Annotated in this window: 27 protein-coding genes; 13 read left to right on the forward strand and 14 right to left on the reverse strand. The window is 36.5% G+C overall.

Features of this window, described 5'->3' with window-relative positions; translation table 11 throughout:
• The first annotated feature begins 7 nt into the window (after nt 1-7).
• The 5 genes from lpxK (at nt 8) to ABMA70_RS11535 (ending at nt 6,191) form a co-directional block, all read left to right on the forward strand.
• Entirely contained in the window at nt 8-1,081 is a 1,074-nt protein-coding gene (lpxK, locus tag ABMA70_RS11515) for a tetraacyldisaccharide 4'-kinase (protein WP_392993407.1), read from the forward strand.
• Between the two features lies 1 nt (nt 1,082).
• Entirely contained in the window at nt 1,083-2,162 is a 1,080-nt protein-coding gene (locus ABMA70_RS11520) for a DUF3108 domain-containing protein (RefSeq protein WP_392993404.1), read from the forward strand.
• A 5-nt stretch (nt 2,163-2,167) separates the two neighbouring features.
• Nucleotides 2,168-3,313: a hypothetical protein gene (locus ABMA70_RS11525; RefSeq protein WP_392993401.1), complete on the forward strand. Its 1,146-nt coding sequence runs from the start codon at nt 2,168-2,170 to the stop codon at nt 3,311-3,313.
• Nucleotides 3,314-3,481: 168 nt separating this feature from the next.
• Nucleotides 3,482-5,215: a 30S ribosomal protein S1 gene (locus ABMA70_RS11530; protein WP_103217804.1), complete on the forward strand. Its 1,734-nt coding sequence runs from the start codon at nt 3,482-3,484 to the stop codon at nt 5,213-5,215.
• A gap of 130 nt (nt 5,216-5,345) precedes the next feature.
• The gene (locus ABMA70_RS11535; protein WP_146037836.1) at nt 5,346-6,191 is read left to right on the forward strand and encodes a prepilin-type N-terminal cleavage/methylation domain-containing protein; all 846 of its coding nucleotides are present in this window, start codon (nt 5,346-5,348) and stop codon (nt 6,189-6,191) included.
• 7 nt (nt 6,192-6,198) lie between these two features.
• Here the strand turns inward: ABMA70_RS11535 and ABMA70_RS11540 are convergent, their stop codons facing one another.
• Nucleotides 6,199-6,489, reverse strand: coding sequence for a hypothetical protein (locus ABMA70_RS11540; RefSeq protein ID WP_146037837.1), 291 nt, complete (start codon nt 6,487-6,489; stop codon nt 6,199-6,201).
• A gap of 51 nt (nt 6,490-6,540) precedes the next feature.
• Here ABMA70_RS11540 and ABMA70_RS11545 point away from each other — a divergent pair, with 51 nt between their 5' ends.
• Together ABMA70_RS11545 and ABMA70_RS11550 are read left to right on the forward strand one after the other, a co-directional pair.
• Nucleotides 6,541-6,888: a hypothetical protein gene (locus ABMA70_RS11545; protein ID WP_103217807.1), complete on the forward strand. Its 348-nt coding sequence runs from the start codon at nt 6,541-6,543 to the stop codon at nt 6,886-6,888.
• A gap of 99 nt (nt 6,889-6,987) precedes the next feature.
• Complete coding sequence (locus tag ABMA70_RS11550) at nt 6,988-7,260, forward strand: peptidylprolyl isomerase (RefSeq protein WP_103217808.1); 273 nt, start codon at nt 6,988-6,990, stop codon at nt 7,258-7,260.
• A gap of 5 nt (nt 7,261-7,265) precedes the next feature.
• Here ABMA70_RS11550 and ABMA70_RS11555 read toward each other — a convergent pair whose 3' ends face one another.
• Genes ABMA70_RS11555 through coaBC form a run of 4 tightly spaced genes read right to left on the reverse strand, consistent with a single transcriptional unit; the run spans nt 7,266 to nt 11,075 of the window.
• Complete coding sequence (locus tag ABMA70_RS11555) at nt 7,266-7,619, reverse strand: hypothetical protein (RefSeq protein WP_392993395.1); 354 nt, start codon at nt 7,617-7,619, stop codon at nt 7,266-7,268.
• A gap of 42 nt (nt 7,620-7,661) precedes the next feature.
• A complete protein-coding gene (gene hflX, locus ABMA70_RS11560) occupies nt 7,662-8,990 on the reverse strand; it encodes a GTPase HflX (protein ID WP_103217810.1) in 1,329 nt (442 codons plus the stop codon).
• Nucleotides 8,983-9,852 carry a pantoate--beta-alanine ligase gene (gene panC / locus ABMA70_RS11565; protein WP_103217811.1) on the reverse strand — a complete coding sequence of 290 codons (870 nt, stop codon included), beginning with the start codon at nt 9,850-9,852 and terminating at the stop codon, nt 8,983-8,985. Before panC ends, hflX begins: the two co-directional genes overlap by 8 nt.
• Complete coding sequence (gene coaBC / locus ABMA70_RS11570) at nt 9,849-11,075, reverse strand: bifunctional phosphopantothenoylcysteine decarboxylase/phosphopantothenate--cysteine ligase CoaBC (protein WP_392993392.1); 1,227 nt, start codon at nt 11,073-11,075, stop codon at nt 9,849-9,851. Before coaBC ends, panC begins: the two co-directional genes overlap by 4 nt.
• A 128-nt stretch (nt 11,076-11,203) precedes the next feature.
• On the opposite strand from coaBC, the gene ABMA70_RS11575 reads away from it, so the two are divergent.
• Complete coding sequence (locus ABMA70_RS11575) at nt 11,204-11,428, forward strand: hypothetical protein (protein WP_103217813.1); 225 nt, start codon at nt 11,204-11,206, stop codon at nt 11,426-11,428.
• Here ABMA70_RS11575 and ABMA70_RS11580 read toward each other — a convergent pair.
• From ABMA70_RS11580 to ABMA70_RS11590, 3 genes are read right to left on the reverse strand one after another with little or no spacing between them, the layout of a single operon-like run.
• A complete protein-coding gene (locus ABMA70_RS11580; RefSeq protein ID WP_392993389.1) occupies nt 11,425-12,066 on the reverse strand; it encodes a type III pantothenate kinase in 642 nt (213 codons plus the stop codon). The two genes, ABMA70_RS11575 and ABMA70_RS11580, sit on opposite strands and share 4 nt — an antisense overlap.
• A complete protein-coding gene (gene panB / locus ABMA70_RS11585) occupies nt 12,044-12,874 on the reverse strand; it encodes a 3-methyl-2-oxobutanoate hydroxymethyltransferase (RefSeq protein WP_393022242.1) in 831 nt (276 codons plus the stop codon). The genes ABMA70_RS11580 and panB overlap by 23 nt, the downstream gene beginning before the upstream one ends.
• Entirely contained in the window at nt 12,822-13,787 is a 966-nt protein-coding gene (locus ABMA70_RS11590; RefSeq protein WP_393022245.1) for a hypothetical protein, read from the reverse strand. The genes panB and ABMA70_RS11590 overlap by 53 nt, the downstream gene beginning before the upstream one ends.
• A 42-nt stretch (nt 13,788-13,829) precedes the next feature.
• Here ABMA70_RS11590 and ABMA70_RS11595 point away from each other — a divergent pair, with 42 nt between their 5' ends.
• The 5 genes from ABMA70_RS11595 to ABMA70_RS11615 all read left to right on the forward strand — a co-directional run bounded on the left by ABMA70_RS11595 (nt 13,830) and on the right by ABMA70_RS11615 (nt 17,659).
• Nucleotides 13,830-14,630 carry an aminotransferase class IV gene (locus ABMA70_RS11595; protein ID WP_103217816.1) on the forward strand — a complete coding sequence of 267 codons (801 nt, stop codon included), beginning with the start codon at nt 13,830-13,832 and terminating at the stop codon, nt 14,628-14,630.
• Nucleotides 14,631-14,635: 5 nt separating this feature from the next.
• Nucleotides 14,636-14,839 carry a DNA gyrase inhibitor YacG gene (locus ABMA70_RS11600; RefSeq protein WP_199177538.1) on the forward strand — a complete coding sequence of 68 codons (204 nt, stop codon included), beginning with the start codon at nt 14,636-14,638 and terminating at the stop codon, nt 14,837-14,839.
• The gene (locus ABMA70_RS11605) at nt 14,823-15,665 is read left to right on the forward strand and encodes an inositol monophosphatase family protein (protein WP_103217818.1); all 843 of its coding nucleotides are present in this window, start codon (nt 14,823-14,825) and stop codon (nt 15,663-15,665) included. Before ABMA70_RS11600 ends, ABMA70_RS11605 begins: the two co-directional genes overlap by 17 nt.
• Nucleotides 15,666-15,780: 115 nt before the next feature.
• Nucleotides 15,781-16,848: a hypothetical protein gene (locus ABMA70_RS11610; RefSeq protein WP_392993380.1), complete on the forward strand. Its 1,068-nt coding sequence runs from the start codon at nt 15,781-15,783 to the stop codon at nt 16,846-16,848.
• Nucleotides 16,849-16,894: 46 nt separating this feature from the next.
• On the forward strand, nt 16,895-17,659 hold the full coding sequence (locus ABMA70_RS11615) for a HEAT repeat domain-containing protein (protein WP_103217820.1): 765 nt from the start codon (nt 16,895-16,897) through the stop codon (nt 17,657-17,659).
• On the opposite strand, the gene ABMA70_RS11620 is transcribed toward ABMA70_RS11615, so the two are convergent.
• The 6 genes from ABMA70_RS11620 to fabF form a co-directional block, all read right to left on the reverse strand.
• Nucleotides 17,656-18,060: a hypothetical protein gene (locus ABMA70_RS11620; RefSeq protein WP_103217821.1), complete on the reverse strand. Its 405-nt coding sequence runs from the start codon at nt 18,058-18,060 to the stop codon at nt 17,656-17,658. The two genes, ABMA70_RS11615 and ABMA70_RS11620, sit on opposite strands and share 4 nt — an antisense overlap.
• Nucleotide 18,061: 1 nt before the next feature.
• Entirely contained in the window at nt 18,062-18,541 is a 480-nt protein-coding gene (gene nusB, locus ABMA70_RS11625; RefSeq protein ID WP_158246856.1) for a transcription antitermination factor NusB, read from the reverse strand.
• Nucleotides 18,516-19,052 (reverse strand): transcriptional regulator NrdR, encoded by a 537-nt coding sequence (gene nrdR / locus ABMA70_RS11630; RefSeq protein WP_021268241.1) that lies wholly within the window; start codon nt 19,050-19,052, stop codon nt 18,516-18,518. The genes nusB and nrdR overlap by 26 nt, the downstream gene beginning before the upstream one ends.
• Nucleotides 19,053-19,095: 43 nt before the next feature.
• Nucleotides 19,096-20,679: a YiiX/YebB-like N1pC/P60 family cysteine hydrolase gene (locus ABMA70_RS11635; protein WP_103217823.1), complete on the reverse strand. Its 1,584-nt coding sequence runs from the start codon at nt 20,677-20,679 to the stop codon at nt 19,096-19,098.
• A gap of 101 nt (nt 20,680-20,780) precedes the next feature.
• On the reverse strand, nt 20,781-22,031 hold the full coding sequence (gene glyA / locus ABMA70_RS11640; RefSeq protein WP_103217824.1) for a serine hydroxymethyltransferase: 1,251 nt from the start codon (nt 22,029-22,031) through the stop codon (nt 20,781-20,783).
• Nucleotides 22,032-22,034: 3 nt separating this feature from the next.
• Nucleotides 22,035-23,294 (reverse strand): beta-ketoacyl-ACP synthase II, encoded by a 1,260-nt coding sequence (gene fabF / locus ABMA70_RS11645; protein WP_392993373.1) that lies wholly within the window; start codon nt 23,292-23,294, stop codon nt 22,035-22,037.
• Nucleotides 23,295-23,363 lie beyond the last annotated feature (69 nt).

Here is a 23,363-nt window from a genome sequence, read left to right on the forward strand (position 1 = left end):
AGGAATCATGAATAATATTAATATAAAACTCATTAACTTTTTTTCCGTTGCTCTTACTCCTGTTAGTTTTTTGTGGGAGTGGATTTATCGTTTACGTCGTTTTGCTTTCAAGATGGGAATTTTAAAATCATCATCTTTTGAAGTACCAATTATTAGTATCGGAAATCTATCGCTAGGTGGAACAGGAAAAACACCTTTTACGCTTTGGATTGGTAATTATTTGAATGATATTTTAAATAAAAAGACGATGGTTCTAACGAGAGGCTATAAGGGCGAATTAGAGAACTCAAGTGGAATCATTAAAACGGGAAAGAAAATCAGTGAAAACCCTTTTGTTTTTGGTGATGAGGCACTTGTTTTAAGTCGCAATCTAAAGAATGCTAGTGTTGTTGTTGGTGCAGACCGAAGTGATAATTTAAGACGATATTATGAAGAAGAAAAAGCAGATGTTGTTCTTCTTGATGATGGGTTTCAACATTTAAAAATTAACCGCAATTTGAATATCGTTCTTTTCGACTCTCTACTTCCAATGTCGAAGTATCATTGTCCTCCTAGGGGATACTTAAGAGAGGGCGTAAGTGCTCTAAGAGAAGCGGATATTGTTCTATTTGGTAGGGCAGATCTAGTAACTGAAGAAAAACTTGAAAGGTTAGAAAGTTATATTCTTAAAAACTGTAAACCGAATACGCCGAGCGGTTTTTTTAAGTATGCTCCAAGTGCAATTAAGAACCTCTTACATGAAGAAGATTATGCTTTGACTGACTTAAAAGGAAAAAGTGTCATTTGTGTATCGGGACTTGCATCACCTGAGGCGTTCTTAAAGTTAGTTAAGCAACTTGATGCAAATATAGTTGACGATTTTAATTTTCCTGATCACCACCTTTATAAAGTTAGTGAGTTAGAAGGCTTAGTGGAACTAGCACAAGAAAAGGATGCCATCATTCTTACAACAGAGAAAGATATTGTTAAAATGAAGAGGTGTTCTAGTAGTGAGAGAATTCACTACCTACAAATTGGTATCGAGTTTATAAAAGGTGAACAATTTGTAAAAGATAAAATCAACTCGGTTGTTAGAGGTTAGAGTGAGAAATATTTTTTCTTTAAGTCTTTTGGCTTTATTACTTTTTGGTTGTGCTGGTGCACTTATGAAAAGTGATAGCGATGATATGGATCTAGTGGAAATTTTCTCTGATGAAGAAAGTAAGACTTTAGAGAAGTTTAAAACGACTGAAGTCGAAGAGCCTGCTCCGACACCGACTCCCTTTTCTTCTTCAATTGAAGAGAAGGAGATTGAGAAAGTTGCAAAGAAAAAAGAAAAAGTTGTTAAAGCTAAGCCTGTTGTTAAAGCGGCTCCAAAGGTAAAAACTAATCCTCAAGAAAAAGAAGATTACCCAAAAGCATTTTTAAAATTTGATAAAGAATCAAAGAAATATTGGGATTCATATAAGCCGATCTTCTTTGTTGGTGAAGAATTCAAATATGAGATTACTTGGTCAATCTTTAAGGCGGGGATCGCAACGATTACAACACAACCGATGGCACTGATCGGAGAAAAAGAAGTTCTTCATGTAAATGCTCTTTTAGAATCTGCTGAATATTTTGAAGGTATCTATAAGCTTAAAGATACTCTTGATGTTTATGTCGATGCGGACCATGGAAAATTCTCTTCTTTAAAGTATGAAATGAAGCAGCGTGAATCAGGACAGGTTGTGGATGATCTTCAACTATTTGATCATGACGAACTGAAGACCTACTTTTTTTATAATCGTCTGAAGAAAGGGAAAACAAAGAAGATTAAGAAAGTAGACTCTCTACCACGATACTTTACTGATTCTTTTTCCGCTCTTTATTTTATTCGCGGTATTCCAATGAAGATTGGAACAAGCTTTGATTTTCCAATTATTACAAGAGGTAAGGCGTGGCTTTTAAAAGCGACTGTCGATGAAATAGAAGATATCACTATAATGGGAAAAGCTTATCAAGCTTATAAGATAACTGCCCAAACACAATTTCCTGGGGTTCTAAAGAAATCAGGCGATATAAATTTTTGGATTTCAACTGATGAAACTAGGACTGTACTTAAGTTCTCTGCAAAGGTTAAAATTGGAACTGTAAAAGGAGAGCTTATCTCTCATAAAGCGGGAAAGGATACTGGTAAGTAAAGTTAATGGTAAATATTTTTAGAAAACAACAAAATATTCTTTATGTTTCTCCAACCTATAGTTCAGGTTCGAAGGAGCGCATGCTCTTAAGAGATAGTATTTTGTTAAAAGAAATTGGCCATAATATCTTCATTTACTGCTTAAAAGACTCGTTCTTGCATAGAGAGTGTAAAAAGGCCGGGATCGATTGTATTTTCCATACAGGTACAACTAAGTTAAGAGTTTGGAATTGGTATAAGCTTTCAAAACTTAGAGGAATAATAAAGCGTTACGATATTAATATCGTTCACTGCTATCAATTAAATTTCTTATGGCCGCTGGCCTCGTTCTTAAGAAAGAGAAATTTAACAGCACTCTTTTTCACGATTAATTTTGAAGTGAGTAAATTCTATAAACAGTTTTGGTATCGTCGCCTGATAGGAAGAATTGATCTGATCTTTATTCCTTTTAGAGAGATGATTGATTCAATTAATACTCATATGGATGTGCCTGTACGTAAGATTTATTCTTCTGGCCTTGGTGTTGATAAGATTAACTTTGAGAAAAAATATACTTTTGATGAGGAAAACTTAATTCACCTTTCTTGTTGGGTTAATGATCACGAAGTTGAGTTAAATGATCTCTCAGTTTGCTTAGAGGCTTTATGGGCCTTGAATTTAGACAATGAGCTACCTAAGAGATTTAAGCTGCATATCTTCTCAAATCGAAAGTGGGAGAGAAATATCCTTTATAATCCGATAAAGGATAGAATTGCAGAGTATAAACTTGAAAATTACGTTGAATTTCATGAGCACGATAATATTTATGAAGTACGCTCTGATATCTGGATTTCGTACACGTCAAAATCTCCAATTGAAGACTACGCACTTCTGGCAATCCTTAAAGGAATTCCTACTGCTGTTCCGCGCAATGCTACAACGGAGGAACTTCATCGAATCTACCACGGCTCTCTTGCGACTTACCGTCAAGGTGATTCACGTGAGTTGAGGACTAGAGTTAAAGATATCGTCCAAAATAATACTAAGTATAAGGAATCATGTCTTAAGTCCCGTGATGAGCTATGGAATGAGCACGGTATTGATGGTTATAAATATAACCTATTTAAACTGTACGAAAAGCACCTGAACAAACGCCTAAGGTTCTATAATTAATAAGTTTTTATTGTTGACGTAGGGCCCCAAAAAACTTAAGATGCGCAAAATCAAAAAATTGTAAGTTGTCTTCAGTAGAAGAGATTTACACTAAGGGTTTCCCTTAGAATCAAAAAATATAAGGAATATTGATTGGACACAGTTAATAATCCTTCCATGAGGTAAATTATGACAGATTTAAACAATCTAAAACAATCTTGGATGCAAGGTTACGAAGTTGTTCTTGGTGAAGACATCGAGACAAGAGATGAAACAGAGTTTTCGAAACTACTAGATTCGACAGAAACTCCAACATTTACAGAAGGTGAAGTTTTCAAAGGTAAAATTGTTAACATCTCACCAGATTACGTACTTGTTGACATTGGATACAAGCAAGAAGGTCTTGTTCCAAAAAGAGAATTCACTAACTACGATGGTTCTCTAAAAGTTGCACTTGGTGACGAAATTGAAGTTTATCTTGATAAACTAGAGTCTCACCTAGGTAACCTAGTTCTTTCAATGGACAAAGCTCAAATCCTTAAAGCTTGGGATAAAATTTCTGAAGCATGTGAAGACGGTACTCCAGTTACTGGTACAGTTGTAGCAAAAGTTAAGGGTGGTCTATCTGTTGATATCGGTGTTAAGGCTTTCTTACCTGGTTCACAAATTGATGTTAGACCAACTAGAAACCTTGATAAATTCATCGGTAAAAAGATGGAATTCAAAGTTATCAAGTTTAACAAGAAACGTGGAAACATCGTTCTTTCAAGAAGAGCAATTCTTGCTGAAGAAAGAGGTAAACTACGTGGTGAAGTTCTTTCTCAAATTGAAGAAGGAATGGTTGTTAAAGGTATCGTTAAAAACATCACTGATTACGGTGCATTCATCGATCTAGGTGGAATTGACGGTCTTCTACACATCACTGATATGTCATGGGGACGTGTTAAGCACCCATCAAATATCCTTACTCTTGGTGACGAAATCGAAGTTAAGATCCTTAAGTTTGATAAAGAAAAAGAAAGAGTTTCTCTTGGTCTTAAGCAAGTTCAAGAAAACCCTTGGGAAGCTGCTCAAGATAAGTATGTTGCAGGAACAAAAGTTAAAGGTGAAATCGTATCTGTTAAAGATTACGGTATCTTCATCGAGCTTGATGACGGAATCGAAGGTCTAATCCACGTTTCTGAAATGTCTTGGACAAACTCTATCAAGAACCCAACTAAGCACTTCACTGTAGGTGAAATCGTTGAAGCACAGGTTCTAGAAGTAGACGTAGAAAACAAGAGAATTTCTCTTGGTATCAAGCAACTTCAAGAAAACCCATGGGATGCTCTAGAAGCTAAGTTCCCTGTAGGTTCAAAAGTTACTGGTAAAGTTAAATCAATCGTTGAATTTGGTATCTTCGTTGACCTTGGTGAAGAAGTAGATGCTCTAATTCACGTATCTGATTTCTCTTGGACTAAGAAAAATATCAACCTAAACGATGATTACAAAGTTGGTGATGAGATTGAAGCTGCTGTAGTTTCAGTTGATAAAGAAAACCAAAAATTCTGTCTAGGTGTTAAGCAACTTAAAGAAGATCCTTGGAAGAAAATTGAAACAAGACTTCCAGTTGGTACAATCGTTGAAGCTCAAATCGTTAGAGTAACTGATTTTGGTGCTTTCGTTGAACTTGAAACTGGTATCGAAGGTCTAGTTCACATTTCTGAACTATCTGAAGATAGAGTTGAGAAGCCAGAAGACGTAGTTAAGAAAGGTGACGTAGTTAAAGCTATGGTTATCTCTCTAGATAAAGATGCGAAGAAAATCGCTCTTTCTATGAAGTCTGCTCTAAACTCTGATACTCAGGGAATGCAACAAGAAGTAGTTAAGTCTGCAACTCTTGGTGATGTTCTTAAAGGTTTCAACCTTGGAAATGACGAGTAATCTACTACTTAAATAGTTGATTATACGAGGCCACCCCTAGGGTGGCCTTTTTTATGCCCGCGAACGCATGCCCAGGATGGAATTTATATTTATTCTTTCTTCAAACTCAGTTCTCCGTTAAAATATATTTATGCACAAAATCACAAAAAATAACTCTGGCTTTACCTTGCTTGAGATTGTTATGGCAGCAGGCCTTTTAGCAATTATAGCACTTGGATTCGCTCGTTTCATGAAGACTCAAATGAAGTCGACAAAGACTGCAATTAATCAAACAGAGCTAAATAACTACGCTAATGCAATTAAGGCCTATATGGCAAAGCCTGGGATCTGTAAAAGGTCTCTAGGAAAGCTTGGGGTGATAGAGAATGATCTCATTCTTGAAGAGATAGTTAGAGCTGATGGTAAGGCAAAGTACACGATAGGAGATAAGGTTAACGGAACGAATTTCGTTCTTTCTTCAATGTATATTTCGAACTTCTATGTGAACAAGGTAGAAGGACAAGACTTTCACCGTGCGGAATTAAAATTAAATTTAGAACTTAATCGTATGAATAATAACGCTTATGGTGGGAAGACGATTATTAAGCGATTTGAGGTTGATCTATTTGTGAATGATTCAAATCGAGTAGAGGACTGCGGGGTTCTGGGTGGAATATATTTACCAAAGATACCTTTTATGAATACTTCTTCGAGTTCCTCAACTGCAGAAACAAGTAGTGGTTCAGATTCAAACCCTAGTGAGAGTGAATCTAGTCAAGAGTCAGTAAATAACGATCTTTCGAAAAAGACTGATTACGATAAGGTCTTTGAGGAATCAATTAACGAAGCGGCCCAGAAAACTGGTCAATCACTGTCACAAGAAGATATTAGTAAGGCCGTAAAAAATAATCCTGAACTTCAAAAGGCAATGGAATCTTTAAAATCTCTTCAAGAGAATACAAAGAAGATGGAAGCTCTTCTCAATGAAGAACTTTGATCTTAATTTATTGATGAACCTTTCCATCTGGAAGACAAATTGAGCACCCTCCATCTTCTTCATCGATATGAGAGGCAATTTCTTCATCCAGCATTTCCTTAAGCTTTTCAACTGTTTCACTTGAGGCACCGAGAGATTCAATAAGAGTTTGCGAGACTGAAGGGATAACTAGCTTAATATCAAGGCCCATTTCTTCCAGCTCTTCAGATTTTTGATAAGCACGATCTGCGTCTTCCATTGAAAACTCATATAAGGTAGAATTGGATAGGTTATCAATAATTTTAATGCGGCTAGACATGTGGACTCCCATTACTCTTATTGATTAAATGTAACATACGAAGGCTTAATCGTGAAAATTAAAAAACTATTCTTTTTATCTAATAACCAAATGATGATAACTGCTATCGAGGCCTTAGGTAGGGAAGTCGGTGGAGATTTCTTCACGCTATCTAATGAAGAAGAGGCCTTTCATTTTATCAGAGATATTGTGCCTGAAGTCATCCTCGTGGATCTTTCGACAATCACGGCCGATACAATTGGAAAAATCGAATCAGAGTTTTGCCAAAATATCCCTGTTGTTCAACTTGTGACGAAGGGTGAAGAGGGTGCTCAGCGTGTTATAGAGGCACCGTTAGATATTGCAAATTTACTTTCTAACCTCGATCGTATTTGTGGAGATTTTAATGGAGAGGGATGAGTTTTATATGTATCTTGGCCTTGCCATTATAATTCTCGTAATCATAGGAACATACTATTGGCGATTTCATTCTTAAAAAATATATTCAAAGGAAAAACTATGTCTAAGATTCGTTGTGCTCACATTCTTGTTGATCAAGAATATGAAGCGAAAGATTTATTAAAAAAGCTTGAAGATGGAAAAACTTTTGAAGAACTTGCAAAAGATTTTTCTAATTGTCCTTCTGGGCAACAAGGTGGAGACCTTGGAGAGTTTGGAAAAGGGATGATGGTGGCACCATTTGAAAAAGCTGCGTTTGCACTAGAAGTTGGAGAGCTCTCTCCAATCGTTCGCACGCAATTTGGTTACCACCTAATTAAGAGAATCTCTTAAGACTTCTACTTCTGTTCTGGGCACTTGCTGTCCAGAACTAGTATTTGCCCTTCCTTATCATTTAATACTAAACAAGAACTTTTCTCATCGTTGATATTCTTAATGATTTCATTGTGAATGGCCATGCAATGTCCATATCCTGGAAGAGTGAAAATATCGTGTCCACGTGTGCTATATAGGTTTAGGCCATTGATAAAACCCTGACAGTCGAGAATGACCTTATCGTAGTTCTTATTTTTGATTGAGAACATGAAGTCCATATCTGTTTTAAAATAAGCTTCAACGTCGATTGTTTTAACTGCTGAAAAGGCAGACCAAGATAGCATAGATAGTAGTGTTGCGAGTATGATTTTGTTCATACTCGCTCATCGGAATAGTAAAATTTAAATTTAATTTTTTACTTAGACTTCGTCTAGTTCGTCTAGAAGGGGATCGTGAGGTCCGAGCTCAAACTTTTGTAACCCTAATGGATTATAAATAAAGTCAGGTACTCTAACTTGATAGTAGATCCCTTTTTCGTGATTACTTGTTTTAATGACGTTTGTTTTTGAAACCACAATTGAGTGTGCGGCCCCTGCATCATATGGAATAAAGAGATCGTAATTATTCTGCTTTTCTAAAAAGAAGTTAACGATGTATTCACGAAGGTTATCAATTTCATCAGTATTAAAACTAGAGATCACAAAGCTATTAGGATGCTTTCTCTTGATGATAGTTTCAGTAATCTTATCATTTAACTTATCTTTCTTATTGAAGACAATGAAGCGCTCTTTATCAGCAAGTCCAAGTTCACTTAGTACATTATTTGTAACTTCAAGATGCTTTTCGTAATTAGGATCACTAATATCACAAGCGATTATTAGAAGGTCCGCTTCTAGGGCAGATTCAAGAGTTGTCTTGAAACCATCAATAAGAGTGTTTGGAAGGTTTGATAAGAAACCTACCGTATCAATAAGGATCATCGGCGGCTTTGTATCTGGGTTTAACATCCTAAATGTCGAATCAAGGGTCGCAAATAGCTTATCTTCTTCTAAGACGTTTACGCGGCAAAGACGATTCATAAGAGACGACTTCCCAGCATTTGTATAACCAACAAGGGCCGTTGTGATGGCCTTTTTTGAGCGTTTCTTCTTTTGCTCAATACGAGATTTTTCAACCTCTTTAAGCTCTTTCTTATAGAACTCGATACGCTCGCGAATGATACGACGGTCAAGCTCGATCTGCTGTTCACCCTCTCCACCACGGACACCAATACCACCTTTTTGACGGCCAAGGTGAGACCAGAAACCGGCCAGGCGAGGAAGGATATATTGCAGACGTGAGATTTCAATTTGAATACGTGCTTCTTTTGTACGGGCGTGCTCAGAGAAGATCTCAAGAATAATATGGCAACGGTCAACAACCGACATTCCTGTTAGCTTCTTGATATTTCTAATTTGTGAAGATGTAAGCTCGCAGTCAAAAACAAGAAGAGTCGAGCCTTCAGCTTTTGCATCCATTGCGATTTCTTCAAGCTTTCCTGTTCCTAAGATTGTTCCAGGATCAACAGTCTTCTTATTTTGAATATACTGTTCACCTGTTTCAATATCTAATGTTCGCATTAGTTCTCTAAGCTCTCCAAGTGAACGGAGAGTGTCTTTTTCTGTCGCATGTTCTTTAAACTTTGGACAAACTAAAGAAACAAGAGAGGCCTTTGCCTCACGTGAAATAAAAAATTCATTATCAAGCATAAGTAATTTCCACTAATCTGTTATCGATAAGGCGAGTAGGTTTACTTCCTACAAAGTATGCACCAGCGATAACAACTTCTTTTGTATTTGATTCAACATCTTCTAAATTTGTACTATCAAGTACTTCAAGATAATCCCAATTTGAGTCTTTTAAAGTTTCCTCAAGGATTTCGTTAAGCTGAGCCTGTGCTTCAACCCATGTCGTTCTTGCTAGAAGATTTTCTAGTTCATTTAATTTATTTGGAAGAATAAGAGCAAATTCTTTTTCTTCACTTGTCAGGTAGCCATTTCGTGATGAAAGGGCAAGGCCACTTTCTTCGCGTTTAATTGGCACTGTTTTAATTTCAAGTTCAAGATTTAAGTCATGGGCCATTTTCCTAATGACACAAACTTGTTGATAATCTTTCTGACCAAAGAAAGCTTGGCTTGGTTTAATTAGTGTGAAGAGTTGATAAACAACAGTTGTCACACCACTAAAGTGCGTCGGACGACTTTGTCCACATAGCTTTTGCGTAATACCATCAACTGATACCGTCGTGTTAAAGCCTGCTGGATAAACTTCACTATTATCTTTTGGTAGGAAAACCAATATATCAGCGGCACGATTACCTGCCGTTTCCTTGATTAGGTCAAGGTCTTGTTCTGGTGTTCGAGGGTAGCTATCCAGATCTTCATTTTCTCCAAATTGCTTTGGGTTTACAAAGATTGTGACAACAACTTTATCACAGGTTTCAAGAGCGTTTGTTAGAAGGCTCATGTGACCTGCGTGTAGATTTCCCATTGTTGCAACAAGGCCAAGAGAGTCGTGTGAGACTTCTTTCATTGCTGCAATTAAATCTGATCGCGTTTGAATTAACTTCAAGCTTTAATCCTTTTAAATATTTCTTTTGCTAACTCGATTTTTGATAGCTCACCAGTAAAGGCAATTACGCCATCGTTAAGGATTGTGTAGTAAGCTTCATTATTACCAAAGCCCTTTCGTGAACTCTTACAAAGGCCACTGTCGACATGAGTTCCGATTAAGAGTTTCGTTGGCTTACGATTATATTTTGATTCTAAGACTTCTTTAGAAAGATCTGTTTCAGCAGCAAATCCGACAATAATTTGATTCTCTAACTTATTGGCAACAACATGAGCAAGAACATCTTGGGCCTTTTCAAATTCTAAACTAGAAGATAGGGCTTCTTTCTTTAGTTTACCTTCTGCTGTCTTAAATTTTAGATCACTAATGGCGGCCGTTGAAATATAAGTATCAAATTGATTTTCAAGCGCAAGAACTGCTTCATACATTTCATCCGTTGTGCGAACTGAAATGATTTTTACTCCTGGAAGGCTTTTTAAAAATTGAAATTCTGGACATGAGTTTTGTCCTAGTAGAATTGTCGTTTGATATCCTAAGCGAAGAGATTCTTTTGCAATTTCATAACCTGTTTTACCAGATGATGGATTTGTTACAAAACGTACAGGATCAATTGGAGCAACAGTTGCTCCCGCTGTAATAACAACTCGTTTTGATGATTCATTTATTGATGGGTTGATAGCATCAAAATTGGCCAGGACCTCTTCAACTGCTGGAATTTTTCCCGCACCGACATCACCACATGCGAGTTCACCAGAAGCTGGTGGGTAGATAAAGATATTACTTTGCTTTTTCAGCCTCTCAAGTAGGTCAATATTTTCTTGAGTGATTGGATTCGTCCACATTGACGTATTCATGGCAGGATAAATAATCGTTTGAAATTTATCCCATCCTGCTAAAAAAATTGATGTTAGTAGATCATCGGCCTTACCCATGGCAAGATTGGCTATTGTATTAGCACTGGCCGGATAGATATGAAGTGAGTCTGCCCACTTTGCTAGCTCAATATGAAGAACAGATTTTGTTTCGACACTTCCACTAAAGTCAGATTGCGCGCTATAGACTTGGGCGGCACCAAGGTAAGTATAGAGGTCAGCATGAACAAATTTCGTTGCTCCACTTGTTAAAATAACCTTTACCTCGTGACCTTTCTTTACCAGCCCTCTTACAAACTCAATTGATTTATAAGCGGAAACTGAGCCACATACACCTACTAATATTTTCATATATTTAACTTTCTGGTTGTTAATACTATGTGTCTATCTTATATATGTTTTTAAGGATTTAGGCCATTGAATTTGAAATATCTGAAGGTATTCGGAAGGCCTGTGTAATAAGTAACAAAGGTAAGTTTATGAAATTTGGTAAGTTCTCAATCATCTCACAACGTGACGTACAAGCACTGGGAGATACACTAGAACTAATCTACATAAATTACGATCATATCGTGTCAATGAAGCCAATTAATATCGTTATTGAAGGTGATGTTAAGGAAGGTTATTGGCTACGACTTTCTAATGGCAAGAAGTATCGCGCTATCGAAATTCCAGCAAATTTTAAAAAGAACTTTGTAGGTTAAAGTAGACTAAAGAGAGCATGATGAATTAGTTCGCTCTGGATTTCACCACAATCTTTTAATTTATGAGAATCACCACCAGTTAAAATGACTCTGTGTTGATTATATTTTTTCACTTGGGAAATAATCATCTCAAGATAGGCCATGTAGGCATGTGAGATGGCCTGTTCTGTATTAGTCATATCATTTATATCGACTTCACTAAGTAGGGGAAGATTCGCTGAAAATTCTGGGTATGATTTTAAGTAATTTGCCAGTCCTAAAAAGATCGGGCCACCAAGATGTTTTCCATGATCAATTTCATCGAATGTGATGAAGCTTCCTGTATCGACGAGTAGAAGTTTTTCGTTCGGAAAATTCTTTTGTAGGTAATGGGAAATTACCTTGCGATCAATACCTAGCTTATTTGGATCGTAAGTCGTTTTAAAATCCCTAATAAGATCATTCGCATTCTCTGCTCTTTCAGGCAGTAAGTCTGTTATTTCTTTTGAGACATTAGAATAGATAATTGGAGCACTCTCTTCAAATTTAAAACTAAAATCTGAGATATTTAATTTTTTAACATCTCTTAGAATGCTATCTTTAAAAACACCTATTTTTAAGAAAGTGTTTCCACTATCAATGGTGTAGGTCTGCATCATCTGAATTATCCGCTTTTTTACTTTTAAGAATATATTCACTAATGAGTTTTAGTTTTTGTTCGTAGAAGTTAGCAATTGGCTTACAAAAATTTGGATACTTTCCAGGTCCCATCTTCAAGAGATCATTAATCACAAGAACTTGCCCATCTGTATTCTTTCCGGCTCCAATTCCAATTGTTGGAATTGAAAGCTCTCTTGTAATAATTGTCGCAATCTCATCAGTGACACATTCAAGAACAATTGAAAAACAACCAGCTTCTTCTAAAAGTTTTGCTTCGGCAAGTAGTCTTGCTTTATCCGAATCATCCTTACCGTGAGTATAGTAACCACCTTGCTCATGAACGCTTTGAGGCGTTAGACCAATATGGCCCATAACAGGAATCCCTGATTGAGTAAGTCTTTTGATGATATCTAATTGGTGAGGGTAGGCACCTTCAAGCTTAAGTGCTTCAGCTTGAGTTTCTTGAAATAGCTTTGTGGCATTTTCAAGGGCCTTATCAAAAGTTGTATATGAACCAAAAGGCATATCAACAATAACAAATTTATTTGGAGCACCTCTTCTTACTGCTGCACCAAAAATGGACATTTCTGTTAGGCTAACTTGAACAGTCGTATCATAACCAAGAACAACATTACCAAGGCTGTCGCCCACAAGAATCATATCAAGCTCAGTTTCATTTAACATTTGAGCTGTTTGATAATCGTAACAAGTAAGAACTTGTAGTGACTTTCCTGTTGCAGAAAGTTTTGATTTTCTAATTTTGCGAGTTGTTAGCTTCTTCATTCCCGTGAACCAATTTCTTTCCAAAGCTATTATAAACCTTGGTGATTTCTAAGTTATTCCACTCACTTATAACCTGAGAGAGCTGCTTTTGGAAATCAGTATGAAGAATTTCACGGGCAAAAGAGCCATTTTCGATATTTTCATAGATTTTATTGAGCTTGTTCTGATACTCATCATCAAAAATCAGTGACTTGGCCATTTCTCCACCCATAAAGGCATTTGGAGAGATGAGCTTCATAAACTCGGTTGGGCCAAATTTTATCATGGCGTCAGCTATGAGTTTAACCTCATGCCAACATTCGATATAAGCAATCTCTGGAGTGTGACCTTTTGCAATCAGGGTTTCAAATGACAGCCTTGCAGCTTGGGGAATGACTGAGCATAGGATTGATTGCTCAGAAAAGAGATCACAAATAGTTTCTTCTTCGAAGCTTGCGACAATTGGGCCAACACTAATGCCTAAATCTTTTGATAGCTTTAGAAGTTTCTCATCTTCACAATTAACAACAGCAGTTAAGGGCGCATTTGTTTCGTAACCAAAGCGTAGTTCACTTGCAATAGCTTTAGGCGCCAAGAGAAAGTGCTCATGTGAAGGAAGCTTTGATCGTAGGTCTTGATACATAACACTATAGCCATGACCGTAAACTAATCTTTGCTTAAAATTCGTATCAGAGAATTGAAGAGAAGTTAAGATTTCTTCATGTGTATCATCTGGTGTTAGGATGATGATAAATTCATAATTAGCAATTTTCGAATTATTGATATCAATTGTTGGAAACCCCATCTTATTTGCAAGGGCGATTGAACTGCTACCTTGGCGCAAGCCTATAGTGACTGGTCGAGCAGAATCTCTTAGGTTAAGTGACCATGATTTTGCTTGAGAGCCAAAGCCAATAATTAAAATATCATTAGAAATATTATCGCTACTATTTTTCATCATAAAAATTAGATATCATGGATTGAAACAATAAGGGAAGTTATGGCACAGGAAGTAATCTATTTTTCTAAAAAAGGCTTAACAGCACGTGATGCATTAATTAATGAGGGAAATCTCTGGGGGAATTCTTTTTTTACAACAATACTTGTTAAAGAGGGAAAGGCGATTTTTTGGGATCAGCATCGTGAAAGATTAGAGAAGTCTTTTCAATATTGTTGGCCTAATGATTTTAGTAAATCTTTAATTGATGAAGTCCAATTGGCCACAGCTAAAATTCTTGATGAGTTTACTTCTATTGCTCATGCTTATCTAAGGATTACATTCTATCGTGAACTATCTGGAGAAATTCAATATTGGATTTGGGCGGTAGAAAAATCGCAATTAACGAGTGCCTTAAAGATTATGTCTCGTTGCTATTATCCTGATCGAAACTTTCCCGACTTTTTAAAGCGCAGTAATTACCAATTTCAATTTCAATTGAGAAAAGAGTGTTTGGCCCAAGGTTATGATGACGTTCTCTTGCTTGATTCTGAATCATATATATTAGAGCTACCTACAGCTAATATTATTTTTAAGAGAGGGGATGAGTATATTACTCCCATTGCTGAGTTTGGTGTTCTTGATGGAATTTCCCTTGAGAGAATTAAGTTTATGCTAGAGAAATTAGGGCGTCCGCTAAAAGAGATGCGCGTTCATGCAGCAGAACTACATGAATTTGAAAGTTGTTTTTCTACAAGTTCATTTAATGGCATAAGGCATATTTCAAGTATAGATGAAGTAGCTTATAATGAAGATACACAAATTAAGAAGTTAGTTAACGAGTTTTACGGAGAAATTTGGTGACAAAAGTGTTGAAGGTTAAATGCCCTGAATGCTCAAAAGAGTTTAATTATTATTCAAGTGAATTTCGTCCATTTTGTAGTGAGAAATGTAAAATGGTTGATTTGGGAATGTGGCTTACTGAAAATTATACAGTCGCAAGTAATGAGCCATTATCTGAAAGTGATTTAGAGGCCGTAATTAGAAAGAGACAGGATGAAGAAGATTACTAAGAGTGAACTTATTGCCATTGAAGGTGAGTTGATTAGAATTGCTCGTGGAGCTGGAAGAATTTTAAAACCTTATCAAAAAGATCTTTCAAATTTATCGATTAGTTATAAAGATGCTCAAGGCGCAGTCTCAGCAGCAGATCATGCTTCTGAGGGATATATTATAGATCAGCTCTATAAACTACATTCAGATATTCCTGTATTGGCCGAAGAAGACTTCTATCATAAGTACCAAGGTGATTATAAGCATCTTAAGGAATATCAAGATAGCGACTACCTTTGGGTTATTGACCCCCTTGATGGTACAAATAATTTTGTCCACGGCCTGGAACATTACTGTGTTTGTCTTTCGCTAACTTATAAACTTCAACCGGTCGTTGGGGTAATTTATATCCCTGAAAAAGGTGAGTTTTATTGTGCTACAAAAGGCAATGGAGCATATCTTATGAAGGGCAAAGAAAAGACTCAACTAAAAAAAACGCGCTCAAGAGATCGTGGTTTTCTATTAGCAACAGGCTTTGCCACAGAGAAGGGAAAGCCATTTAATGATGAGTTCAAAAAATTTAAAAAAGTCATGGTTAATATCTCTGCTGTTCGCAGACTTGGCTCAGCGGCCATCGATCTTTGTTATGTGGCCCGTGGAATCTTTGATGGCTTTTGGGAGAAGGGGCTGGCCCCATGGGACGTAGCCGCTGGAAAAATAATTTGTTCAGAAGCTGGTGCAAAAGTAACAGAGTATAATGGTCATGATCATAATATCTTCTCAGAGACAATTATTGTGGGCAGAAATCCCCTTTATGAGAAACTAAATGAAATGGTTTCTGATTAAAAAGCTCGGCCAAACACCTACTTTATAGGTTCATTTTTGCTATTTTTTCATATCTTTTAAATAGCGCTGATTATGTTAAAATAATCAAAGGTTTATATATTAAAAGGATTAAAAAGTGACGAATTCTATCACGAGATTATCAAGAGAAATGATGTACGTTAGTGACAACGTTTTTTATATTTTATTCTCTATTCTTATACTTTTAATTTGTATCATCGTCGTTTATTGGTTTTATACAAGAAAACGTATGCAGGAGTTACAACATCAAATTCCAGCAAATGTTCTAAAGAGCTATCTAGACTCAGTTATTCAAAACTCGAATGCTCTTAAGTCATCTCTTTTTAGAGGCGGTGGATTAGATACAGGAGAGGGGATTCCTTCTGTAGTTCCTGGAGGAAGTCTTCCAACAGGTAATGTTGATGGTGCACAGCTTGCAAGTAAGAATGCAGAAATTGCTGCACTTAATGGACAAATTGCAAATAAGGATTCTCTAATTAGAGACCTTGAAGCACAACTTAATGTTGTAGAGCAATCGGGTTCTAATTCTGATTCAGCTCAAATTATAACAAATCTAAATTCTGAAATTGCACAGTTAAAAGCACAAGTTGAAACTTTAAAAACTGCTAGTGCCACGGCCGGTGATAGTAGTGCTGAAGTATCAGCTCTAGCTTCTGAAAGAGATGAGCTTCAAGCTAGACTTAAAGAATATGAAATGATTGAAGGTGATCTTGCTGACCTTAGAAAGTTTAAGCAAGAAAATGAACAACTTAAAGCGCAATTAGCGGATTCTGGAGCAGCTCCAGTAATGCAAGAGCCTACTGAACCTTCTGAACCTTCTGAACCTTCAGAGCCTGAGATTGACTTAACTCCAGAAGCCGAACCTGAGGTTGATCTTTCTCCTGAACCAGATGAATTTACTTCTCCTGAGGAAGAGCCAGTCGAAGCACCAGAGCCAGTTGAAATTCCTGAACCTGAGACGCTGATGGAAGAAGCTCCTGAGGTTTTCGAAGAATCTTTTGATGAACCGACAATGGATGCAGCTCCTGAACCAATTGAAGAAGCAGAGGCACCTGCTCCTGCGCCAGTGGCCGATGTTGCTGCTGAGAAAGCGCCTGATAATGAATCAGCTGAGCAAAAATCTGCAGAAGAACTTTTAAGTGAATTTGAGAAAATGCTAGGTTAGAATTAATTACTAAAATCTTATAAGTTTATTTGGACAAGGATGTCTTTTGAAAAAACTACTTCTTATTGCAACATTAATTGTTAGTTTTAACTCGTACTCTGCTGTTAATCACAAGGCACATCAAGCTGTCTTAACGCAGAAGCTAGAAAGACAATTCAAGTACAATCTAAAGTCTGCTGAAATGGATAAGCTTAAACAGCAAGTATTAAAGCTTAAAGGAAAGTCAGTAGCGGCACTTATCAATGTAATGAAGAACGAAAAGTATCCGGAGAAAAATCGTTGGATGGCCACTTTCTTACTTGGTAGAGTTATGGGAAAGAAATCAGCTCCATTTATTTCTAAGTTTGCGAAGCATCCTAACTGGGTTATGAGAATGGCCGCTCTAAAATCATTATTAGCTTTAAATCAAACAGATTATAAGGATGTTTATAAGCAATCTCTAAAAGACAATTCTCTAATTGTTCGCTATCAAGCACTAGAGAATGTTAAGAAGTTAAACCTTACAGACCTCGCTCCAAATATTTGGGCCATGCTATATGATAAGAGAAACTATCATATCAATGAAAAACTCAAGTCAACAAAGAGGGCCCATATTGTAAAAGAAATTATTACTACAATAGGTGATCTTAAGTTCGAAAAAGCTAAGAAACCTCTTCTATCAATGATTCAAAAAGAAAAATATTCTGATATTCACAGTGAAATCTCTGATACATTAGAGAAGATTACTGGTAGAAAAGCGCCAAACGGTAACTTAAAAGAGAAGAAACGTTTCTGGTCTAAAATTTCTCAAGCGGCAGTAGTTATCCGCTAGTATTCAAAATGATTAATCTGAAATGATGGGTGATGAAACTTAAAGGCATGTCCTTTAGGTTTTATCACAACGATCTCTTTCTCTTCGATATGAGTTTTCTTCTGAGCATCTAAAACACCAATGAATTGCTTTAATTCAATTTGAGAAGGTGTATTAGGAATTGAAGTGAAAATGATATTGAGTTGTTCACCATAATTCTTTGAAAAGAAGTAATGGCTTAAGCTATCTTTAATTAGATTTTTATTCTTAGACTTTAAAATTCTTTCCTCTAGTGTGCCATCAACGAGATGGTTAATGGCCTCGAGGATTTGAGCAGAACTTTCTTGTTGCTCGTCATAGAGACAGATGACTGCGCCAACTTTTTCATTTATTAATGTGAAGAGTTCGTGCTTTAGTGCCATTTTATTGTGCTTTACTTACCTTATCTAGGATTCCGTTAACAAAGCTTTTAGATTCTTCTTTCCCATAGCTCTTTACAAGGTTGATGTACTCATTGATTGCAGCATTATTTGGAGTATCTTCAAACTTAATCTCATAAGTTCCAAGGCAAATAATTGCTCTTTCAATTGCATCTACTGAATCAAAGCTTCTTTTTAGAATATAAGCTGATGCTGTTTCTTTGATTTCAGGAAAGTTCTTGATAACACCTGTAATTAGTTTATTACCAAAGCTTTGTACGCTTGGGTTGATATCATTATCATGGTGCTCTTCGTCTTCTTTCATGTATGATTCTTCAAACATTTCAATATCGGCCTTAAGCTTTCCAATATCATCTTTATATTCTTCAAGTTCTGTTTTGAAGTCTTTTAAAAATAATTTGTAGATAAATTTAAAAGCAAAACGACGTGCTGCTGACTTATTGTTGAATGCTTGGTTTTTCACTAGTTGAATCCTTATTTAATAAAAACTTTTCTTTTAAATTTCCAAATTGACCGATGCTCTTTTGTAAACTTTCGATGAAACCATCGATGTCTTTAAAGTTCCAATAGAATGAAGCATATCTAACGTAGGCAACAGGGTCTAGCTCGTAAAGCTTTTCCATAACAACTTCACCAACAATTTTCGCAGGAACTTCGATATTGTTCATTTGCGATAGAGTCATCTCAACATCATCAATTAATCGGTTGATTTGTGCCGTAGTTAAAGGTCTTTTTTGACAGGCCTTATTGATCCCTTTCGAAATTTTTTCGCGGTTATATGGCTCTCGTCTTTTGTCATTCTTTACAAGTGCCGGAACTTGAAGCTGAAGCTTCTCATAAGTCGTATAACGAAAGTCACAATTTAGACATGCCCTGCGACGACGAACAGCAAGTCCATCTGACAGATGTCTGGAATCAATAACTTTTGTGTTAGGTGTTTGGCAACTTGGGCAATACATATCTATTTTTAGCATAATATGAATGCATTGCATATTCCCATTTTTACGGTGTGAATATTTATTGAAGAGAAGAGAGCTTTCTGAAATTATCCTCAAGGTCTTCCATTACTTCGTTTCCATCATGGTAGAGAAGAACCGTGAAAAAGTCTTGTTGTTCTCCTGTGCGCTGTGTAATTTTATATGGAGCAACAGCTTCTTGTTTGTACATGTGGGACTTATCCCACTTAATCTGAGGAAAGGATTCAAAGACTAACTGCGCAAATGAAATGCGACTTGTATCTGAAGGGTCCATCTTGTAATCATATGGCTTACCTATATTACTTAGGGCCAGAACAATTCCTTGAGTTGTTTCATGATAAGATAATTTTCTTTTTCGAATTACAGCAAGGTCGTCTTGATTATAGATCGATTCGATACTTTTTAGTTTGATGCCTTCTCTTGTTGTTGTAATAAAGTTGAGGTTCTTAGATTGAATCTCATTACGATACTTAATAATTAGAGGATGCTTAGATAATCCAAGCTTAACGATTTCATCCCAAGAACCAATCCAGATTCCAACATTATCCCAAAAGCGATCGACGACAGCGTTATTAAAGCTATTCTTATTATGAGTAAAAATAATGTCCATTGGTTTAAGTTGATAAACTAAATGGTCTTTTTCTGTTTTTCCTAAATAGGTAACTTGACCACCTGTTAAATTTTCAAATTTGATAGCTTTATTAAAGTAGCCTACATAATAAGTCTTATCTTTAAGCGCCATCGATGAGATTGTATTTTGAAGTGAAGAAGTAATTTCATTCCATCTTTTCTTTTTATTATAGCTCTTAATCAATTCATTATAGACAAGCGTCTCTTCAATAAGTGGATTGATATAATAAGAAATTCTTGTTTTATTTTTAACTTCTTCAAATATTTTTATATCACGATAAATTGCGGCCATCTTTGCTAGTCTCCTATGAGAAGGGGACTTAACAAGCTTGTTGACAAGGTTGTTGTGATAATTTTCAAGCTCTTTTTGAAGAGTAATATCTTTTTCACTTTTTATTGCTTCACGAATTTTATTCTTTAATAGTAAGTGATTTTCATAGATTGCAATATTTGCGATAAAACCAATTTTTATGGCCTTTATAATTTCGGCACCTTTTATGTCATAAGGATTAATGATTGCGTAGTCGATATCTCTTTCTTGTCTTTTAAGCTTTCGTTTTCCCTCAAAATATATTTCTCGTCTTTGTTCAACTAGTGTCGTTTGATTAGTTCGTATTTCAAAACGTGTTGTTGGATCTGTTACCCACGAAATATTTTTTAAAAAAGTATTTAGCTCAGAAGTTATTTTTTGATTCGAATCAAAATATGGTGAAATAAATTTTAGAGAACTCTGATTATTTTTCTTTTGTGCTTTTGCAAAGTCCATTCGCCACACAAGATTTTTTTCAACGGCTTCCTGAAGTTCATAGATAACTTCTTTGCTGATCTTGAACTTAGATGGATTGTAGTCTGGTGTTGTTGAAGCGATATAGCGAGATACTGCAGCAGAGTACTGATCATAGGCCATTTCTATTTGATCGACAGTAGAAGCACAAGACGATAACAAAGTTGAAACTAAAATGACTGAAATAAATTTCGAATGAAAATTCCTCACAATATCCCCACAAACTAAATCTCATTTAGTTATCGGCTAATTTAAGAAATTTTATTAATATTAGAGGATAGTAGGCTACTATCCTCTATAAGGTATTGAAATTAGTAGACAGGAAATTCTTTGCAAAGCTTTTCAACTTGCGACTTGATGTCCTTAAGAGCGGCTTCATTCTCAGCATTTTTTAGGGCCTCGACAATCCAAGTTCCTATTTGCTTCATCTGCTCTTCACCCATTCCACGAGTTGTAAGTGCAGGTGTTCCGAGACGAATCCCACTCGTTACAAATGGAGATCTTGTATCCCCTGGAATCATATTCTTATTACAAGTAATTCCTGCTTCTTCTAAAGCCTTTTCCGCAACTTTACCTGTAACGCCTGCTGGATCAGTTTTCATAAGGATTAGATGATTATCTGTACCACCTGAAACAATTTCCATTCCTAGCTCAATTAGCTGTTTAGCTAATGCTTGAGCGTTTGTAATAACTTGCTTTTGATATTCCTTATATTGTGGATCAAGAGCTTCTTTAAAAGATACCGCTTTCGCAGCAATAACGTGCTCAAGAGGTCCACCTTGAATTCCCGGGAAAACGTTGAAGTTTATCTTCTTTGCAAGTTCTTCATCGTTTGTCAGGATAATACCACCACGTGGTCCACGTAATGTTTTATGTGTAGTAGACGTTACAATATGCGCGTGAGGAAATGGTGAAGGGTGAAGGCCTGCAGCAACAAGGCCAGCGATATGGGCCATATCAACCATTAAGTAAGCACCAACTTCATCAGCTATTTCTCTGAACTTAGCGAAGTCAATTGTTCTTGGATATGCAGATGCACCAGCTACGATTACCTTTGGTTGGTGTTCTTTAGCAGCTCTTCTTACATCATCGTAATCAATCATTTCTGTTTCAGGATTTAATCCATAAAACTTCACATCAAAATATTTTCCAGAGAAGTTTACCGGTGAACCGTGAGTTAGGTGGCCACCTTCTGATAGATCCATCCCAAGAATTTTGTCTCCCGGAGCAATGATTGAAAAGTATGCGGCCATATTTGCGCTTGAACCTGAGTGAGGTTGTACGTTTGCAAATTTACATCCAAACAATTCACATAGACGATTAATTGCAAGCTGTTCAACTGAGTCAACAACTTCGCACCCACCGTAGTAGCGCTTGTTAGGTAAACCTTCGGCATACTTATTTGTAAGTACTGAACCTTGTGCTTCCATTACTGCAAGTGAAGTATAGTTTTCAGAAGCAATTAATTCTAATCCTTCTTCTTGTCTCGCTAGTTCTTTTTTTGTTAACGAGAAAATTTCCTCATCCATTTTTTCTAGGCTATTGGCGTTTTTATGAAACATTCTTTATCCTTCAATTTTCTTCAGTACTAATGAAGAGTTAGTCGACCCAAAACCAAATGAGTTATTAAGGGCGTATTTAATATCTTTCTTAACTGCCTTATTAGCAGTGTAGTTAAGATCACATTTAGGGTCTTGATTGTCGATGTTAATCGTTGGGGGAATAATCCCGTGGTGAAGAGCTAGAGCTGTAAAGACAGTCTCAACACCACCAGCAGCACCTAAAAGGTGACCAGTCATTGACTTAGTTGAAGATACATTTATTTTCTTTGCATGCTCTTCTCCTAGTACTCTTTTAATTGCACCAGTTTCTGCAACATCTCCAAGTGGAGTTGATGTTCCGTGAGCATTTACGTAATCAATATCTTCTGGAGAAATACCTGCATCTTCGATAGCTTTTTTCATACAACCGTAAGCACCATCACCTTCTGGATGTGGAGCTGTAATATGGTGAGCATCTGAAGTTGCACCGTGACCTACGATTTCTGCATAGATCTTAGCTCCTCTCTTAACTGCACTTTCATATTCTTCAAGAATTAGAACTCCAGCACCTTCACCCATTACAAAACCATCACGATCAATATCAAATGGACGAGAAGCTTTAGTAGGCTCATCAACGCGCTTTGAAAATGCTTTCATATTGATGAATCCACCCATACCTAGGTTACAGATAACAGCTTCAGCTCCACCTGTAATCATGAGGTCATGACGGCCAGAACGAATCTCTTCTACCGCATTTGAAATAGCGTGGCACGAAGATGCACATGCAGATGAAACAGTGTAGTTAACACCCATGAATCCATGTCTAATACTTAAAACACCAGTTGCCATATTTGGAATAATCGCCGGGATGAAAAAAGGTGAGATACGACGTGGCCCACGCTCGACAAATGTCCTTGCTGTTTCTTCTGTAATTGGGAAACCACCAATACCAACTCCAAGGATTGCACCAACTTTGTACTTATCGAAATCCTCTAGGTTTGCACCTGAGTCTTTTAGGGCCTCTTCAGTTGCGTGAAGAGCAAAGTGAATGAAGCGGTCATATTTTTTCGCTTCACGAGCTTCCATGATATTTTCATCTAATTCGAAGTTTTTAACTTCTCCAGCAATTTTGATTGCTAGATCTGGAATAGGGAAGCTTTCAGCTTCTGAGATTCCTGATCTTCCTTCGATTAGTCCATTCCAAACATCTTGTGTGTTGTGACCTAATCCACAAATTGTTCCAAGGCCTGTGATAACAACACGTTTATTACTTCTGTTACTCATATATATTCCTTTATCTTCCTTTATTTATTCTTCAATTCTACTAAGTTTTTTTCCTAGTATTTGATAATT

The sequence above is a fragment of the Halobacteriovorax sp. XZX-3 genome, assembly GCF_043196495.1.
Lineage (GTDB): Bacteria > Bdellovibrionota > Bacteriovoracia > Bacteriovoracales > Bacteriovoracaceae > Halobacteriovorax_A.

What these genes read in the sequence shown, in the direction of transcription:
- lpxK (WP_392993407.1), top strand. Translation starts at nt 8, where the DNA reads ATGAATAATATTAATATAAAACTCATTAACTTTTTTTCCGTTGCTCTT.
- ABMA70_RS11525 (WP_392993401.1), top strand. Translation starts at nt 2,168, where the DNA reads ATGGTAAATATTTTTAGAAAACAACAAAATATTCTTTATGTTTCTCCA.
- ABMA70_RS11530 (WP_103217804.1), top strand. Translation starts at nt 3,482, where the DNA reads ATGACAGATTTAAACAATCTAAAACAATCTTGGATGCAAGGTTACGAA.
- ABMA70_RS11535 (WP_146037836.1), top strand. Translation starts at nt 5,346, where the DNA reads ATGCACAAAATCACAAAAAATAACTCTGGCTTTACCTTGCTTGAGATT.
- ABMA70_RS11540 (WP_146037837.1), bottom strand. Translation starts at nt 6,489, where the DNA reads ATGTCTAGCCGCATTAAAATTATTGATAACCTATCCAATTCTACCTTA.
- ABMA70_RS11550 (WP_103217808.1), top strand. Translation starts at nt 6,988, where the DNA reads ATGTCTAAGATTCGTTGTGCTCACATTCTTGTTGATCAAGAATATGAA.
- ABMA70_RS11555 (WP_392993395.1), bottom strand. Translation starts at nt 7,619, where the DNA reads ATGAACAAAATCATACTCGCAACACTACTATCTATGCTATCTTGGTCT.
- hflX (WP_103217810.1), bottom strand. Translation starts at nt 8,990, where the DNA reads ATGCTTGATAATGAATTTTTTATTTCACGTGAGGCAAAGGCCTCTCTT.
- coaBC (WP_392993392.1), bottom strand. Translation starts at nt 11,075, where the DNA reads ATGAAAATATTAGTAGGTGTATGTGGCTCAGTTTCCGCTTATAAATCA.
- ABMA70_RS11575 (WP_103217813.1), top strand. Translation starts at nt 11,204, where the DNA reads ATGAAATTTGGTAAGTTCTCAATCATCTCACAACGTGACGTACAAGCA.
- ABMA70_RS11580 (WP_392993389.1), bottom strand. Translation starts at nt 12,066, where the DNA reads ATGATGCAGACCTACACCATTGATAGTGGAAACACTTTCTTAAAAATA.
- ABMA70_RS11590 (WP_393022245.1), bottom strand. Translation starts at nt 13,787, where the DNA reads ATGAAAAATAGTAGCGATAATATTTCTAATGATATTTTAATTATTGGC.
- ABMA70_RS11595 (WP_103217816.1), top strand. Translation starts at nt 13,830, where the DNA reads ATGGCACAGGAAGTAATCTATTTTTCTAAAAAAGGCTTAACAGCACGT.
- ABMA70_RS11605 (WP_103217818.1), top strand. Translation starts at nt 14,823, where the DNA reads ATGAAGAAGATTACTAAGAGTGAACTTATTGCCATTGAAGGTGAGTTG.
- ABMA70_RS11620 (WP_103217821.1), bottom strand. Translation starts at nt 18,060, where the DNA reads ATGGCACTAAAGCACGAACTCTTCACATTAATAAATGAAAAAGTTGGC.
- nrdR (WP_021268241.1), bottom strand. Translation starts at nt 19,052, where the DNA reads ATGCTAAAAATAGATATGTATTGCCCAAGTTGCCAAACACCTAACACA.
- glyA (WP_103217824.1), bottom strand. Translation starts at nt 22,031, where the DNA reads ATGTTTCATAAAAACGCCAATAGCCTAGAAAAAATGGATGAGGAAATT.
- fabF (WP_392993373.1), bottom strand. Translation starts at nt 23,294, where the DNA reads ATGAGTAACAGAAGTAATAAACGTGTTGTTATCACAGGCCTTGGAACA.